Raw genomic sequence first — 12,103 nt, forward strand, 5'->3', positions numbered from 1 at the left:
GCGTCACAGCGCCGCGAGCGTGTTCTCCACGGTCGTGAGGAGGACCTTCCGGTCGTCCTGCACGCGGGCGAGCACCCGCAGGCCGTAGTACGTGCTCTGCACGAGCCGGGCCAGGGCGCGGGCGTCGCGGTCCGTCGGGATCTCGCCCGCGCGCTGGCCCTCCGCGACGACCGCGCACACCTCGTCCTCGACGCGCGTGAAGTTGCGCCGCACGACCCGCTTGACGTCCGCGTCGAGCCCGGCGAGCTCGATCGCCGCGTTGATCGCGAAGCAGCCGCGCGCGTCGTCCTCGTCGAGGTCGCTGTCGACGGCGCCCAGCATCATCGCGCGCAGCCGGTCCTTGGCGCTGCCCGGCCCTTGGAGCTGTTCGATCTGCGCGCCGGTGACCGTCTCGTAGTAGCGGTCGAGCGTCCGCAGGTAGAGCTCGCGCTTGCCGCCGAAGGTGTTGTAGAGGCTCGACGGCCCGAGGCCCGTGCTGTCGCACAGGTCCCGGGTGGACGTGCCCTCGTACCCGTGGCGCCAGAAGGTCTCCATGGCGGCGGTGATGACACGGTCCTCGTCGAACTGTCGTGGCCTGGCCATGGGCCGGAGCCTACCCGTTTTGGAATACCTTTTCAAAACCCGGACGGGACGCCGCGGACTCCGGCGATTCCGGGGATGCCAGGGATGCCGTCGCCCGCTCCAGGCGCCCCGCCCACACCGCCCCCACGCACCCGACCGCCGCGAGCCCCGCCCCGACCCACGCGACCGACGCGTACCCGTACCCGGCGTCGATGGTGAGGCCGCCGAGCATCGGGGCGAGCGTGTTGCCGACGTTGAACGCGGCGGTGTTGGTCGCGCCGACCAGCGTCGGCGCGTCGGGGGCGAGCGTGAACACGCGGGACTGGAGCGCGGGATTGGTCACGTACCCCGCCATGCCGAGCAGAAAGACGAGCGCGAGCACGACCGCGATCGCCGTGTGCGCGGTGAGCGCGAGCGCCGCCGAGATCACGGCGAGCCCACCGAGCCCCCACCCGAGCGTGCCGACCGCGTGCGCCCCCGCCGTCCGCCCGCCGATCAGCAGGCCGAGCATGCCGCCCGCCCCGAACAGCGCGAGCACCGCGGGCACCCATCCCTCGCTCAGCCCGCTCTCGTCGGTGAGCAGCGACGCGAGGTAGGAGAAGGTCACGATCACCGCGCCGAACGCGAGGCCCGTGATCGCGTACGACAGCCACAGCTGCGGCCGCCGCATCCCGCGCAGTTCGGCGCGCACGGACGGCGCCTCCTGGCTGCCCCGGCCGCCCGGCACGGCGAACACGGTGGCGGCCAGGCTGACGGCGGTCGCCGCGGCCACCGCCCAGAACGCGGCGCGCCAGCTCGCGGACTGGCTCAGGACCGTACCGGCCGGGACGCCGACGATCGTCGCGAGCGTGAGGCCGCCCGCGACCAGGGCGACGGCCCTGCTCTTGGCCTCGCTCGGCACCAGCGCCACGGCCGTGGCGACGGCCACGCCCCAGAATCCGGCGTACGCGAGGGCGCTGACGATCCGCGTCGCGAACAGCACGCCGTACCCCGGCGCCAGCGCGCCCACGACGTGCCCCGCGATGAACACCCCCTGGAGCAGGACGAGCGCCGTCCGGCGCGGCCAGCGCAGCGTGGCGACGGCGAGCAGTGGCGCCCCGACGACCATGCCGATCGCGAACGCGGAGATCAGCAGCCCGGCGTCGGGTATGGACACGCCCAGGTCGTCGGCCATGCCGGGGAGGAGCCCCGACAGCATGAACTCCGATGTGCCTTGGGTGAAGATGCCGAGCGCCAACACGTAGACCGCGAGCGGCATGGGGTTCCTCCCTGATGGTGGTCGGTGGTGGTCGATTGGTTGGTCGGTCGGTTGGTCGCGAGGCTGTTTTGAATCGCTCGCTTCAGAACCGGGATGGACCCTAGCATGTTCTGGAGTGACTGCTTCAAAACGATTCCGTACGGTGTCGGGGTGGATCGCCGTCGCCTCAAGCTCTTCGTGGACGTCCTGCTCGTTCTCGTGGCCGCACTGATGGGGCTCGCGGCGAACTACGCGACGAGCCGCACGGACCACGTGCCGTGGGTGCTGCGCACCCTGCGGGACTGGTCGCTGCCGCTCCTCGCCCTCGCCGTGCTGCTGCTCGTGGCGGGCCAGGTGTGGCTGCACCTGCTCGAACGCCCGGCGCCGGTCAGGCCGGGGTGGGAGTCGAGTCGGCCGCCCTATCCGGGACTTGAGGCCTTCGCGGAGGGTGACGCGGGGGTGTTCTTCGGGCGAGACCGGGAAGTGCGGGAGCTGGTGGGGCGGCTGCGTCCGCTGGGGGCTTCGGCGGCGCGGCGGTTCGTGGCGGTGATCGGTCCTTCGGGGAGCGGGAAGTCGTCGTTGGTGTGTGCGGGGCTGCTTCCCGCTCTGGGCGCACGGCGTGAACGGTGGGTGACCGTAGGGCCGTTCGCGCCGGGCCGGGAGTCGATGGCGGAGCTCCGGAGCGCCTTCGCCGAGGCGCGGCGGCTGCGTACGGAGCGGGGCGGACGCGGAGTGCCGGTGCTCCTCGTCATCGATCAGCTGGAGGAGCTGATCACCCTGGCGGCGGAGCGGGACCGGGAAGCCGTCCTCGCGGGGATCACGGAAGCGCTGGCCGGGGACCCGCACCTGTGGGTCGTGGCCACACTCAGGTCGGACTTCCTGACGGATCTCCTGGAGACCGGCCACGCCGACCTGGTCCAACAACCTTTGCTGATCGGCGTGTTGGGGCGGTCTGAGCTCTTCGAGGTGATCGAGAAGCCCGCCGCGCGGGCGGGCCTGACCTTCGCACCCGACCTGGTCGCCCGCATGGTCGACGACACCGGCGGCGGCGACGCCCTGCCGCTGCTCGCGTACACCCTCCAGTCACTCTCACTGCGGGCGCTCGCCGGGGACGGCGCGGTCGGCCTCGACGACTACCGGCAGCTCGGCGGCGTCGCGGGCGCCCTGTCGGAACAGGCCGACCGCATCATGGCGGAGCTGGCGGCGGGGGACTCGGGGGCGCCGGTCCTGGACGTGCTGCTGAAGTTCGTGACCCTGGAACACGGCGAGCCGACCCGCCGCCGGGTGCGGCGGGCCGACCTGACGGCGGGAGAGTGCGCGGTGACGGACGCGTTCGTCGCCGGACGGCTCCTGACCGGCGACGGGGATGTCATCGACGTGGCGCACGAGGCGCTGTTCCGGCAGTGGGGGCCGCTGCGGGGCGCGGTGGCCGCGCGCGCGGAAGTGCTGCGGCGGCGTACGGAGTTGGAGCGGGCGGCGCGGGACTGGGAGAGCTCGGGGTGGCGGGACGCGTATCTGCTGAGCGGGCAGCGGCTCGCGGCGGCGCGCGAGTGGGTGGATGACGCGCCCGAGGTGTTCGCGGGGGTGCCGCTGGTCGCCGACTTCCTCGATATCTCGTCGCTGCACGATGCCGCCGCGCTCGGCCGGATCGCCGACGCCGTGGCGCGCCGCGCGATGCAGAGCGCCGAGTCCGACCCGGAGCTCGCGCTCCTCGCCGCGCTCGCCGCCGCCGACGAGTGCGGGCCGACGCTCCAGGTCCAGCGGGCGCTGCACACGGCGCTGAACTTCGCGCGGCGGTGTGCGGTGTTCCGTGCCGACGGAGGCGCCATCGCCCGCGCGGTCGGCCGGTCGCCGGACGGGGCGCGGATCGCGGGCGGGTACGAGGACGGGAGGGTACGGGTCTGGGCGGTGGACGGGGGAGGGGAGCCGGTGGTCCTCACGCGGCGGGGCGGCGAGGACGACACCGTGTTCGCGCTGGCCTGGTCGCCGGACGGCAAGTCGCTGGCCGTCGGGTACCGGGACTGCCAGGTGGTGGTGTGGGACGCGGAGAGCTGGGCGGAGTGGGGTGTGGTGCCCGGCCGGTGCGGCGGTGGGCTCGCCTGGTCGCCGGACGGAGGTCGGCTGGCCGTCGCCACGCATCACGACGGGCTGCAGGTGTGGGACGCGAACGCGTTCGGCGAACTGGCCGTCCTGGCCATGGACTCCGGCGACGGATCGCCGGTGCGGGGCACCGCGTGGTCGCCCGACGGGCACCGGCTCGCGGGCGCGTGCGACGACGGGAGAGTGCGGCTGTGGAATCCGGCGTCCGGGGCGGCCACCATCGTACGGACGTACGGATCCACGGCGGCTCTCGACGGCGCCGTCGTCGACGTCGCCTGGTCGCCCGACGGGCGCTGGCTCGCCTCGGCCTCGGCCGACCGCGCGACCCGGGTGTGGGACATGGGGGACGAGGACGGCGGACCGGTCACAGAGCTGACGGTCCCGGCCCCGCTGACCTGCGTCGCCTGGTCGCCCGACAGCACGTGGCTCGCCGCGGGCGACAACGAACGAACCACCCATCTCAGCAACCGCTTCACCTATGAACCGATCAAGCTGGCGGGACACACCGACGGCATCAACTCCCTGTCCTGGCACGGAAGTCGGCTGGCCACCGCCTCGCGCGACGGCACGCTGGCCCTGTGGGACATCCACCACCCCGGCGCCCAGACCATCAGGCTGTACGGACACGAGACGGCGCGGTACGTCAGCTGGTCCCCGGACGGCACATGCCTGGCCGGCACCCTCGAAGGCGAGTCCGTACTGATCTGGGACGTGGCCGGGGACACCGAGCGGGCCAAAATCTACCCGGTCGGCTATGCGGTCGACGCCGCCTGGTCGCCGGACGGAGCCGGCATGGCCATCGTGACCAGCGGGGGAGCCGGAGGGATCTGGCTTGCCGACGTCCGGACGCAGGGCGGTGAACTGCTCGCGCAGGCAGCCGACTTCACTTCTATCACCTGGTCCCCCGACGGCCGCCGCCTCGCCACCACCCACGACAACGCCCCCGCCCGCATCTGGAACGCCACCGACGGCACCCTCCTCCGCACCCTCGACGGCGACCGCCAGTCCCACGGCCGCGCCGTCTGGTCCCCCGACGGCCGCCGCGTCGCCACCGCCCTGAACCGCACGCAGTCCTGCGTCTGGGACGCGGACACCGGCGCCCGCCTCACCCTCCTCGACGGCCACACCGACTACGCCTGGAGCCTGGCCTGGTCCCCGGACGGCCGCCGCATCGCCACCGGCTCCCGCGACCACACGGCCCGCGTCTGGGACGCCGACACCGGCACCGAACTGGCCCGGCTCACCGGCCACGAAGAACGCGTCCGCGGCCTCGGCTGGTCCCCCGACGGCCGCCACCTCGCCACCGCGTCCTGGGACCACACCGTCCGCCTCTGGGACCCCGACGACGGCCGCGCCCTCGCCGTCATCGGCGTACACGAGGACCAGGTCGACGACCTCGCCTGGTCCCCCGACGGCACCCACCTCGCCACCGTCTCCCGCGACCGCACCCTCCGCGTCTGGAACGCGACCCCGGATCTCGGCCCCCTCCTGGACCTGGCCCGCTCCCGCGTCTTCCGCGACCTCACCGACGACGAACGCCGCGGCCTCCTGCTGCCCCCGCGCCGCACCCCGTGACGGCCCCGCCAACCTTCGCAACAATGCCCACGCGGTCACCCCCACCCCACAGGAGGAGTCATGAGGCTCCGTCAGATCATCGCCCCGTTACTCAGCGCCGCCCTCGCGGCCCTCGGCCTGCTCACCGCCGCCCCCGTTGCCGGAGCCGCCGCCCCCGCAGCGACAGCCATACGCGGCGGAGACCTCCTCTACTCCGGCAGCGGCGGCCGCTGCCCCATCGGCTTCAACGCCAAGAACGCCGCCACCTTCTACGCCATCATGTCCGGCCACTGCGTCGGCACCGTCGGCGCCCAGTGGTACGCCGACCCCCAGCACACCATCCAGGTGGGCGTGACCGAGAAGGTCGTCTTCCCCGGCAGCGACTACGCCATCCTGCGCTACACCAACACCAGCTACACCTACCCCAGCGAGGTCAACGGCGGCGCGGGCCGCATCATCCGCATCAACCGCGCCCGGCAGCCGGTCGTCGGCGAGCCGATCTGCCGTACGGGCCCCTCGACCGGCTGGCACTGCGGGACCGTCCAGCAGACCAACGTCTCGATCACCTTCCCCCAGGGCACCGTCAACGGCCTCTTCCGCGCCAACGTCTGCGCCGAGCCCGGCGACACCGGCGGCCCCGCCGTCAGCGGGGACGCGGCGCTCGGCATCCTGGTGGGCGGCAGCGGCAACTGCACGTCCGGCGGTACGACGTACTACCAGCCGGTGGTGCCGATCCTCAGCGCCACAGGGCTTCAGGTCGGGTACTGAGACCTGGAAGTCCCGGTGGACCGGCGGCCGTGCCCGAGCGCCGCTTCGAGCGTCTTCTGCCCGGTGAAGTGGTGGCCGCGCATGCCGACGGCCTCGGCGCCCTTGACGTTGGCCTCGCGGTCGTCGACGAACAGGACCTGTTCGGGGCCGAGCCCGAAAGCGCGGGCACACCACAGGTAGGCGTCGGGTTCGGGCTTGGCGCTGCGGATGCGGCAGGACAGGCCGAGGACCTCGAACAGGCCGAGCAGGTCCGGGTGGTGGCGTTCGTAGTGCGCGGCGAGGTCGTGACTGATGTTGGAGAGCAGGCCGACGCGGGTGCCGTCGGCGGCGAGGGCGCGCAGGAGGCCGACCATCTCGCCGTCGACGCGGCCCCAGCTGTCCATGTCGAGGGCGACGACCGCGGGAATCTCGGCGGCGGCGAAGCGGCGGCCGATGCGCGCACCGACGGCCGTCCAGTAGGCGGTGCCGTCCAGGTCCCCGCGGTCGTAGTCCTGCCGCAGCGCCCAGTACGCGTCCCAGAACGCGGCCGAGCCGTCGCCGACGGCCTCGGTCAGCCGGGCCCGCGCGGCGGGGGTCTGGTCGAGCGCGAGCACGCCGAACATGTCGAAGAGGACGGCGGCGGGAGCGGCGACCACGGGGCGGCTCACGCGGTGCGGCCGACGGGCTCGCCCGCCCGCGCCAGGCAGTCGTCCAGGCTGCCCCGGTAGGTGCGCGGCGACGCACCGGCCCGGTCGATGTGCAGGATGCCGCCGTCGGTGTCGCCGTGGAGGAGTGCGTCGGGCCGGGTGAGCCGGTAGCTCATCAGGGTCATCTCGTGGAGCAGGACCGGGTCGGAGAAGTAGAAGGCGGACGTCTTGGTGAAGGCGTCGGGCCGCTCACGGAAGCGGCGCAGGAAGTCCGACCACTCCAGCCACTCGATCCGCGCCACCTTCGGCGACACCGGCCTGAGGCCGTCCCCTTCGCGGTCCGCGACCACCCCGAACAGGGTGATCAGCTCGCGGTTCAGCGCCCCCGGGTGCTCCTCGTACGTCTTGACGATCCGCAGCTCGCGGGCCAGCCGCTCCAGGCGTACGGGGGTGACGTCCAGCTCGCACAGCAGCCCGCGCCGCAGCGTCTTCTCCTCGTCCAGGCCGTCCTGCTCAGTCATCTGGGTGGCCAGGCTCTGATCCCACTTGCCGCCCGCGAGGTCGACGCCACCGGCCCGCTGCTGGATCAGGATGTCGAAGGTGCCGAGCGCGTTGGGGCGCACGATGTTCGCGTGCACCCCCCGGTGCCAGTCGCCTTCGGTGTGCACGAGGTGCCTGGCCTTGCGGCCGACAGCCTCGCCGGTGACGGGGTCGAAGACAGGGAAGATCTCGTGGTGCGCGTTCACGTGCGGATCTTTCTGGGGAGGGCCGGACCCGGGCAGCGACACCATGCCATGCCGCGCGGCATGGCCCGAAAGTCGTTGCTGCATACGGGGGGCGGGCCGACGGCCCTCCGCGTGTTACCGGGGAGCGGTCCGCCCTGTTGTGTACGTGACGAAGTCGGCCCAGGCGGCCGGGTCCAGGGCGAGTTGGGGGCCTTCGGGGCGCTTGGAGTCGCGGACGTGGATGGTGGTGGGGCAGGTGGCTACCTCTATGCAGTCTCCGGAACCTCCGCTGCTGTAGCTGCTTTTGAACCAAGCCAGTTCGGGGGTGCTCATCATGCTCCTCGCATCCGCTCCAGCAGGCTCACCGAGTCTTCGAAGGAGAGAGCCTGTGAGCGCATCCTGGCATACCGCATCTGGAGCATGCTGACCACCTTCGGGTCGGAGATGATCAGGCCACTCTCCTGTCCCTCGTTGTACGCGAACCACCTGTTGTCCGGTGTCTCCAGCAATTGCGTGGGGCCGTCCAGTCCGGCGTGGGTCTGCCGCACCACCGGCATGATCTGAATCTCAATGTTCCGGCGCTCGGCGAGCCTGAGAACGTGCTCGATGACCTCACGTGTGACTTCGTCCCCGCCCATGTTCCGTAGGAACAAGTGCTCTTCGAGGATGAAGCTGTACGCAGTGTTCGGCCTATCCGTGAGCAGCTTCTGCCGCTCGACCCGGGCGGCGAGCAGTGTCTCGATCTGCTCGTCACCCATGGGTGGCAACTGATTGGCGAACAGGGTTTGCGCGTACGCGGGGGTCTGCAACAACCCCGGAATCAACCGGCATTCGTACGTGTACAGGCTGAGCGCCTCCTGCTCCATCTGCGCCCAGCGCCTGAACCAGGCGGCCAAGCCCCGCTGCTTGGTGAGCTGATTGGCGATCAGCCTCAGTGTCCCGAACGCGTCCAGCGTCACTTCCACCTGATCGACGAACCGAGGCGGCGGAAATCGCCTCCCCTGCTCGACCGACGCAATGAAGTGCGTGGAGTAGCCGATCTCAGGAGCTAGTGAGTCCTGTGTGTACCCCGCCCTCTTGCGGAAGCTCTTGAGGGCCGCGCCGAAGGCCTTGAGTCCATCGTTCGGTTCGGGCTCATTGGTGCCCGGCGTGCTTGACGACATCACGGGTATCCCCTGACGCTCGCTTACCGTCCCCGCCAACGAGCCCATGCTTACGGTCAGTTACCCGTACTGTCTACACTTCGCACTCGTACACTTACTTTCCGTACGAGTTGAGACCCTTCCGCCCCAGGCAAGGCACCGTCACCGTGGGCGCCATGCCACCCCAAGCGCAAACCCCCACACCCGTACGTATGTTCACGCAGCGTCTCACCGCGAGCCCCCGAGGGGCCAGGCTCGCCAGACGCCTGGCGCGCTACCACCTCGCCGAGTGGGGCATCCCGTACGACACCGAACCGTCCGACGCGGCAGCCCAGATCGTCGCCGAACTGGCCGCGAACGCGGCAACGCACGCCCGCGTGACGAGCCCCGAATTCCAGCTGAGGCTGGTGCTCCTGGAGGACGCGCTCCTGATCGAGGTTGCGGACACGTACGCGGGCGGCGGCCCGCCGGAGGAGGTGCAACTCCCGCCTCTGGAGGGGGAGTCGGGCCGAGGCCTGGCGTTAGTGGCGGCGCTCGCGGGGGAGTGGGGGGTGGCGGGGCGGGGCCCCGGCAAGACGGTGTGGGCGCGGCTGCCGCTCGGCCGAACCTGAACAGGGGTGGGCCCCGGTCGCGCGAAGAGGGCGTGACCGGGGCCGGATGGCTGAGGACCTGCTAGTCGGCGGGGCTGATGAAGTGGAACGACCAGGCCTCGTTGGGCGTGTCGTCCTCCTGGGCGAGCTTGACGTGACCGCCGATGTGCTCGGCGCGCACGACGAGGCCCTTGTCCGAGGTGATCTGGAGTCCGAACGGGGTGGGCTGGATGCGCCACGGGGTGGGGGAGCCCTGGCTGACGAAGACCTCTTCGCCGGTGTAGGTCAGGTACTGGTCGGGCGGGCCGACGTAGGGGCGGATGTGGTACTGCCCCGGCAGGTCCTCGCTGGCGCGCTCGATGACCCATTCCTGGGTGATCGGGGGGATCAGCTCGGGTGCCGCGATGACGGGCCTGCCGTGCTGAACGGCGTGCGGGGTGACAGTGAGGACGGTCCGGAAGCCGATGTGGGCTCCGATGACGTAGCGCCCATTGGGAAGGTTGACCTCGGGCATGACGTTGTCCCTCCGGTTCTCCGGGCTAGACGGGTGACGGACGCCACCGGTCTGTACACCGGCTCACTCTCGGGGCCGGCCCCGCACAGCAGAAGGGTCAAATGCGGCCATGGGTGCGAGTGGCCCTAAATCCCTCTTACGTGAGCGGATACCGCCAACTTCCCCTGTGAAGGAGGCGATGGAGGAGACGCACGAGAACGAGCACCAGGCACACCCGCCGAACCCACCGCTCACCCACCCCGCCCGACGTCGACCAAAACACCCCCCGGTACCGCCGCCTTCAGGCCCACTCGCCTGCCCCGGCGGAGCCGTCACGGCTTCGGCTGGTCGGCCTCCCGGACCTCGTGGAGGTGGATGAGGACGTCGAAGGACTTGGCGAGCGCGGTGTCGCGCGGCGGCTCGGGGAATCTCATGCCGAAGTTGCGCGTGGACCGGGCGGTGTTCAGCCAGGCGCGCGCGGGGGCCGGGGCGCTGCGGGCGTCGAGGTAGAAGTTCCGGTAGCGGACCTGGTCGAGGGTGGCCTCGTTCGAGCCGGGCTCGGCGGCGGGAACGGTGAACTTCTTCCACCCGCCGCCCAGCGCCTCGTCCTTCGACAGGAAGGAGCCCCGGTTGAAGGTGAAGCCGATGGGGAGGTAGCCCTTGCCCAGGGTGTCGCGCAGGAACGATCCCTGCGTCTTGGGGTAGCTCTCGGGATCGCTGGCGGCGTAGGCGACGTGGTCGTTGTGGGCGGACAGCAGCACCTTCTGGCCGGTGCGCCGCTGCCACCAGGTGACGTTCTGGGCCATCACCTCGTCGCGGAAGCGCTGGGCGGCGGCGTTCGACTCCTGGTCCTCGGGGTTCAGGGTGAGGAACTGGGCGGTCTGGGCGATGGAGCGGGCGTTCTGCTCGGCCCAGTCGAAGGCGTCGCCGCCGGAGCCCTTCAGGCCGCTGATCAGCTCCAGGGCGCGCTGCGCCTGGGCGGCGAGCCGTTGGCGTTCCGCGATCGGCTTGTTCAGATAGGCGAAGACGTCGTCGATCGGGCGCAGTCCGGTGTAGAGCCTGTTGAGCTGCGGCAGCGCCCCCGGGTGGTGCTGCCGCACGTAGTCGGTGACCCGGCCGAAGAACGCGTCGCTCACTGCGGGGGCGCCGATGTCGTCGCCCATGAAGTGGACGGTGCGGCCGGGGTGCTTGCGGTTGTAGTCCCGCATCCACTCGATGAGGCTGACGAACTCCTCGCGGTCCCACGGTGAGTTGGCGAGTGTCTCCTTGGCGACCTTGCGGGGGTCGCCCTTGCCGGTCTGGAGGTACTCGTCGATCTCAAGACCCGCGGACCAGCTCACCTCCAGAGCGAAGGTGGTGAATCCCTTCTCCTCGACGAGGTAGCGGAAGACCCGCTCCTTCATGGCGAAGAACTCGTGCGAGCCGTGGGTGGCCTCGCCGAGTCCGACCACCTTGGCGTCGCCGACCATCACGCCGAGGGCCCGCAGGTCGGCCGTGTTCCGACCGGGTTCGGTCGATCGCAGCGGATGCGCCGCCTGCTCCAGCGCGAGGACCGGATTCTGCTGACCACCGACCGGGCCGACCGGGCCGACCGGGCCGGCCTGAGCCACCCCGGGAACGAGAACCGCCCCCACCGCGACCGCCGCAGCCCCCAGCAGCCCCCGCCGACCGATGTACTTCCGCTGCGCAACCATGCTCCGTGCCCCTCAACTTGCGTACCGCAACCTGAGATCGATCATCGTCCGCGCCTCCCTTCCCAGGCAGTACGGCCAGCTCCCGGACCCTTGCGGGGGATACCCCCCCCGCCGACGAGCCCGTCCGGCGTTCGAGGACGAGGCGGAGGCGCCGCGGGGTGCGCGGCGCCTCCGGTCTACGCGATCAGGGTCGGTCAGGCGCGCACGAGGTACCACGCACCCTTGCCGTTGCAGAGGTTGCGGTTGTTGTCGGTGGTGGTGCGGAAGCCGGGCGGGACGGGCGAGCCCGTGCAGACCCATGCGCCGGAGTAGGCCTTTTCGTGGTACCACGCACTCCGGCCGTTGCAGAGGTCCGGGTTGAAGTTGGTGATGACGTACCCGATCACGATGGGTGAGCCCGAGCAGACCCACGTGCCGTTACGGGCCAGTTCGTGGTACCACGCACTCCGGCCGTTACAGAGGTCGGCGTTGAAGCTGGTGAGGACGTACCCGGACACGATGGGCGACCCGGAGCAGGCCCATACGCCGTCATAGGCGGGCTGGTGGTACCACGCACCCCGGCCGTTGCAGAGGTCGCGGTTGAAGTTGGTGATGACGTACCCGGCAGGAACGG

The 12,103-nt window shown here is 71.2% G+C and carries 12 protein-coding genes; 3 read left to right on the top strand and 9 right to left on the bottom strand.

The features are described 5' to 3' along the window. Nucleotides 1-3: 3 nt before the first annotated feature. Together ACFWZ5_RS22890 and ACFWZ5_RS22895 are read right to left on the bottom strand one after the other, a co-directional pair. Nucleotides 4-582 (bottom strand): TetR/AcrR family transcriptional regulator, encoded by a 579-nt coding sequence (locus ACFWZ5_RS22890; protein WP_384789314.1) that lies wholly within the window; start codon nt 580-582, stop codon nt 4-6. A 10-nt stretch (nt 583-592) separates the two neighbouring features. Further along, nucleotides 593-1,819 (bottom strand): Cmx/CmrA family chloramphenicol efflux MFS transporter, encoded by a 1,227-nt coding sequence (locus ACFWZ5_RS22895; protein ID WP_384789311.1) that lies wholly within the window; start codon nt 1,817-1,819, stop codon nt 593-595. A 150-nt stretch (nt 1,820-1,969) separates the two neighbouring features. Here ACFWZ5_RS22895 and ACFWZ5_RS22900 point away from each other — a divergent pair, with 150 nt between their 5' ends. Continuing rightward, complete coding sequence (locus ACFWZ5_RS22900) at nt 1,970-5,473, top strand: hypothetical protein (RefSeq protein WP_384789308.1); 3,504 nt, start codon at nt 1,970-1,972, stop codon at nt 5,471-5,473. Nucleotides 5,474-5,533: 60 nt separating this feature from the next. Next, entirely contained in the window at nt 5,534-6,220 is a 687-nt protein-coding gene (locus tag ACFWZ5_RS22905; RefSeq protein WP_384789305.1) for a S1 family peptidase, read from the top strand. Here ACFWZ5_RS22905 and ACFWZ5_RS22910 read toward each other — a convergent pair. The 4 genes from ACFWZ5_RS22910 to ACFWZ5_RS22925 form a co-directional block, all read right to left on the bottom strand. Next, nucleotides 6,205-6,867, bottom strand: coding sequence for an HAD family hydrolase (locus ACFWZ5_RS22910; RefSeq protein ID WP_384789302.1), 663 nt, complete (start codon nt 6,865-6,867; stop codon nt 6,205-6,207). The two genes, ACFWZ5_RS22905 and ACFWZ5_RS22910, sit on opposite strands and share 16 nt — an antisense overlap. Continuing rightward, complete coding sequence (locus ACFWZ5_RS22915) at nt 6,864-7,592, bottom strand: hypothetical protein (RefSeq protein ID WP_384789299.1); 729 nt, start codon at nt 7,590-7,592, stop codon at nt 6,864-6,866. Before ACFWZ5_RS22915 ends, ACFWZ5_RS22910 begins: the two co-directional genes overlap by 4 nt. A 114-nt stretch (nt 7,593-7,706) precedes the next feature. Next, the gene (locus tag ACFWZ5_RS22920) at nt 7,707-7,904 is read right to left on the bottom strand and encodes a DUF397 domain-containing protein (RefSeq protein ID WP_384789296.1); all 198 of its coding nucleotides are present in this window, start codon (nt 7,902-7,904) and stop codon (nt 7,707-7,709) included. Beyond that, nucleotides 7,904-8,734, bottom strand: coding sequence for a helix-turn-helix domain-containing protein (locus ACFWZ5_RS22925; protein ID WP_384789293.1), 831 nt, complete (start codon nt 8,732-8,734; stop codon nt 7,904-7,906). The genes ACFWZ5_RS22920 and ACFWZ5_RS22925 overlap by 1 nt, the downstream gene beginning before the upstream one ends. A gap of 191 nt (nt 8,735-8,925) precedes the next feature. On the opposite strand from ACFWZ5_RS22925, the gene ACFWZ5_RS22930 reads away from it, so the two are divergent. Continuing rightward, a complete protein-coding gene (locus ACFWZ5_RS22930) occupies nt 8,926-9,324 on the top strand; it encodes an ATP-binding protein (protein ID WP_384789290.1) in 399 nt (132 codons plus the stop codon). Nucleotides 9,325-9,385: 61 nt separating this feature from the next. Here the strand turns inward: ACFWZ5_RS22930 and ACFWZ5_RS22935 are convergent, their stop codons facing one another. The 3 genes from ACFWZ5_RS22935 to ACFWZ5_RS22945 form a co-directional block, all read right to left on the bottom strand. Next, nucleotides 9,386-9,817, bottom strand: coding sequence for a hypothetical protein (locus ACFWZ5_RS22935; protein WP_384789287.1), 432 nt, complete (start codon nt 9,815-9,817; stop codon nt 9,386-9,388). 311 nt (nt 9,818-10,128) lie between these two features. Continuing rightward, on the bottom strand, nt 10,129-11,406 hold the full coding sequence (locus ACFWZ5_RS22940; RefSeq protein ID WP_384789284.1) for an erythromycin esterase family protein: 1,278 nt from the start codon (nt 11,404-11,406) through the stop codon (nt 10,129-10,131). Nucleotides 11,407-11,684: 278 nt separating this feature from the next. Continuing rightward, nucleotides 11,685-12,103: hypothetical protein (locus tag ACFWZ5_RS22945; protein ID WP_384891230.1), on the bottom strand; the 419-nt coding region annotated here is incomplete at its 5' end.

Origin of the sequence: Streptomyces sp. NPDC059003 (assembly GCF_042740445.1) — a bacterium.
GTDB lineage: Bacteria > Actinomycetota > Actinomycetes > Streptomycetales > Streptomycetaceae > Streptomyces.

Excerpts from the sequence above, each read along its gene's own strand:
- ACFWZ5_RS22890 (WP_384789314.1), bottom strand. The coding sequence starts at position 582 with ATGGCCAGGCCACGACAGTTCGACGAGGACCGTGTCATCACCGCCGCC.
- ACFWZ5_RS22895 (WP_384789311.1), bottom strand. The coding sequence starts at position 1,819 with ATGCCGCTCGCGGTCTACGTGTTGGCGCTCGGCATCTTCACCCAAGGC.
- ACFWZ5_RS22905 (WP_384789305.1), top strand. The coding sequence starts at position 5,534 with ATGAGGCTCCGTCAGATCATCGCCCCGTTACTCAGCGCCGCCCTCGCG.
- ACFWZ5_RS22920 (WP_384789296.1), bottom strand. The coding sequence starts at position 7,904 with ATGAGCACCCCCGAACTGGCTTGGTTCAAAAGCAGCTACAGCAGCGGA.
- ACFWZ5_RS22925 (WP_384789293.1), bottom strand. The coding sequence starts at position 8,734 with ATGTCGTCAAGCACGCCGGGCACCAATGAGCCCGAACCGAACGATGGA.
- ACFWZ5_RS22930 (WP_384789290.1), top strand. The coding sequence starts at position 8,926 with ATGTTCACGCAGCGTCTCACCGCGAGCCCCCGAGGGGCCAGGCTCGCC.
- ACFWZ5_RS22935 (WP_384789287.1), bottom strand. The coding sequence starts at position 9,817 with ATGCCCGAGGTCAACCTTCCCAATGGGCGCTACGTCATCGGAGCCCAC.